Here is a 1,989-nt window from a genome sequence, read left to right as displayed (position 1 = left end):
GGGAAAAGACTATCGCGCAGATTTACACCGTCTACGCTCAGCGCCTTCGCGCCGCGAACTCCCTCGACTTTGACGACCTTATCGGCAAAACCGTGTTTTTGCTCAAGAAGTTCCCCGAAATCGCAAACTATTATCGCCGTAAGTTTCGGCATATTCTGGTGGACGAATACCAAGACACCAACCACGCCCAGTACGCGCTCGTGCGGGAGTTGGTGGGGGCGCATCCGCAGGGAAACACTCGCGAACAGGGGCCGTATCCGGATGCTCCGCCGCCCGGCGAACTGACCGTCGTGGGTGACTCAGACCAGTCGATTTACGCCTTCCGCGGCGCTGACATTCGCAATATTACGGATTTTGAGAGCGACTACCCTAATGCGCACATTATTCTGCTGGAGCAGAACTACCGTTCCACGCAGAACATTCTCTCTGCCGCGAACGCCGTGATTGAACGCAACCCAAACCGCCGCCCTAAGAAGCTGTGGACGGCATCGGGGGAGGGCGCAAAAATCGTGGGGTACGTCGCCGAATCCGAACATGCGGAGGCACGTTACATTGCTCAAGAAATAGACCGGCTTGCCGATGAACACGGTATCAAACCCTCGGATGTGGCGATTTTCTACCGCACCAATGCTCAATCCCGCGCCCTTGAAGAACTGCTGATGCGCGCCGGACTGCCGTACCGCGTGGTCGGCGGCACCCGGTTCTATGAGCGCAAAGAAATTAAAGATGCGCTCGCCTACCTGCGCGCCCTCACAAACCCGGACGACGATGTGAGCGTGCGGCGTATTCTCAACGAACCTAAACGCGGTATCGGAGCGAAGTCTGAGACCGTGGTTGCCGATCACGCATCGGCACAGCGAATTTCGTTCTTCGCCGCCGCCCGTGCCGCTGCCGCCGAGCCGGGGAGTGTGCCGGGTTTGGGTGCTGCCGCCGTGAAAAAGTATGCGGAGTTCGTCAAGCTCATGGACGATCTCGCCCAGATTGCGCGCACCGAATCAGCCGCCACAACCCTAGAGGCGGTGCTTGAACAGTCCGGCTATCTCGCCGCCCTGCGCGAATCTAAGGATATTCAGGACGAATCCCGGGTGGAAAACCTCTCGGAGCTGCTGGATGCGATGGTCGAGTTTGAGGCGGAGAACCCCGGCGCAGACTTAGAACAGTTCTTAGAGCATGTCTCGCTGGTGGCGGATGCCGACTCGATTCCATCCCGAAGTGCCTCCGCCGACGGTCAGACCCCGTCTGCCGCGCAGATTGCCGCTGAGGCCGCGGAAGCGAAGGCGCAGGGCATGATTACCCTAATGACCCTGCACACCGCCAAAGGCCTGGAGTTTCCGGTTGTTTTCCTCACCGGGCTGGAACACGGGCTGTTTCCGCATCAGCGGGCGCTGACCGACGAGGGCGAGATGAGCGAGGAACGCCGCCTTGCCTATGTGGGGCTCACGCGCGCGATGCAGCGGCTCTACGTCACCCGATCCGAGACCCGCACGATGTGGGGCAAGAGCCAGTTCAACCCGCCCTCTCCCTTCCTAGAAGAGATTCCTGAGGAGCTGATCGAATGGCGCCGCCTGGGCGGTTTTGCCGGGTTTGGCGCCTCCGGGATGGGCGCATACGCCAATGGCGCCAGCGGGTACGGCGGCCACGGTGCCGGTGCTTATGGGCAGTCGGGTGGCTATCGCGGGGCGAGCGGATACAGTTCCGGCGGCTATGGCTCCGGCAGCGAGCGCGGGTTAGACGGGCGCAGCGCGGGCGGCTACGCAGGATACGATGACTCCCGCTCCCGGGCGAACCGTGAGCCATCAACCGCCGAGGTCAATGGTTCGGCAAGCTACGGTTTGGCGGCCGCAGCCAGCGCATCCGGGGCGGTGCGCAACCGCTCGCGAGTGCATCAAGGCAAGGAAATTCCGCAGCTGAAGGTGGGCGATACGGTGCGCCACACCAAGTTTGGAGAGGGCCGAGTTCTCGCTCTGGAAGGCACCGGCGATAAGACCG

At 61.5% G+C, this 1,989-nt stretch carries 1 protein-coding gene; it reads left to right on the top strand.

What is annotated here, in order from left to right:
• Positions 1 to 1,989, top strand: a 1,989-nt coding sequence (locus HMPREF2554_RS08100) for an ATP-dependent helicase (RefSeq protein WP_070554631.1), incomplete at both ends; no start/stop codon positions are given.

It is taken from the genome of Rothia sp. HMSC071F11 (genome assembly GCF_001809115.1).
Taxonomy (GTDB): Bacteria; Actinomycetota; Actinomycetes; order Actinomycetales; family Micrococcaceae; genus Rothia; species Rothia dentocariosa.
This window is presented reverse-complemented; position numbering and strand designations above follow the sequence as displayed.